This window comes from Vibrio sp. 1401, assembly GCF_033340295.1.
The window spans coordinates 1-914 of record NZ_JAWOWF010000197.1; the positions used below are offsets into that span (position 1 = coordinate 1).

Genomic DNA, 914 nt, shown 5'->3' on the forward strand with positions numbered 1-914 from the left:
AGTAAAAGGTCTGCGAGGCCAAGGCGTTAAACGTCTTTTAGCTGCCCCTTTTCAAATTATTAATGCCATCATGCAAGCACGAGCGCACATGAAGCGCTGGCAGCCGGATGCCGTTTTAGGTATGGGCGGCTATGTGAGTGGTCCGGGTGGTATCGCGGCTTGGTTAAGCGGTATCCCGGTTGTTCTACACGAACAAAACGCGGTTGCAGGTTTAACAAATCAATGGCTATCAAAGATCGCTAGGAAAGTCTTTCAAGCGTTTCCCGGCGCATTTCCTTCTGCGGTGGTTGTCGGTAACCCAGTACGTGAAGACGTAACGCAGTTGGATGAGCCCGCTCAACGTATGCAAGAGAGAGAAGGACCAATTCGTATTCTTGTTATGGGCGGCAGCCAAGGGGCGCGTATTCTTAATCAAACATTGCCAGCGGTGATGGCAAACTTGGGACAAGACTACTGTATTCGTCATCAAGCAGGTAAAGGCGCAGCGCAAGAAGTGCAAGCTGCTTATCAAGCGAACAATGTTGCTAATGCAGAAGTGACCGAGTTTATCGATGATGTTGCACAAGCGTATGCGTGGGCAGATCTGTTAGTGTGCCGTTCTGGCGCATTGACGGTATCTGAAGTCTCAGCAGCAGGTGTAGGCGCGATTTTTATCCCGTTCATGCATAAAGACCGTCAACAGGCACTGAATGCCGACCATTTAGTGGAATGCGGTGCTGCGAAGATGATTGAACAACCTGATTTAACCGTGGAGTCTTTGACTCAACAGATCCAACAATTGGATCGCCAAGCTTTACTTTCAATGGCTCAAAAGGCACGCAGTGCCGCAAAATTAGATGCTGACAAAGTTGTCGCACAAGCCATTGTCGCTTTGACCGAAAAGCGTTAACGAATTATTGAGAATCGAATTAATG

At 48.5% G+C, this 914-nt stretch carries 1 protein-coding gene; it reads left to right on the top strand.

Going from position 1 to position 914, the window contains the following annotated elements:
• A partial coding sequence (gene murG, locus R7Z77_RS24525) for an undecaprenyldiphospho-muramoylpentapeptide beta-N-acetylglucosaminyltransferase (protein WP_318136949.1) occupies positions 1 to 889 on the top strand: 889 nt, incomplete at its 5' end.
• Positions 890 to 914 lie beyond the last annotated feature (25 nt).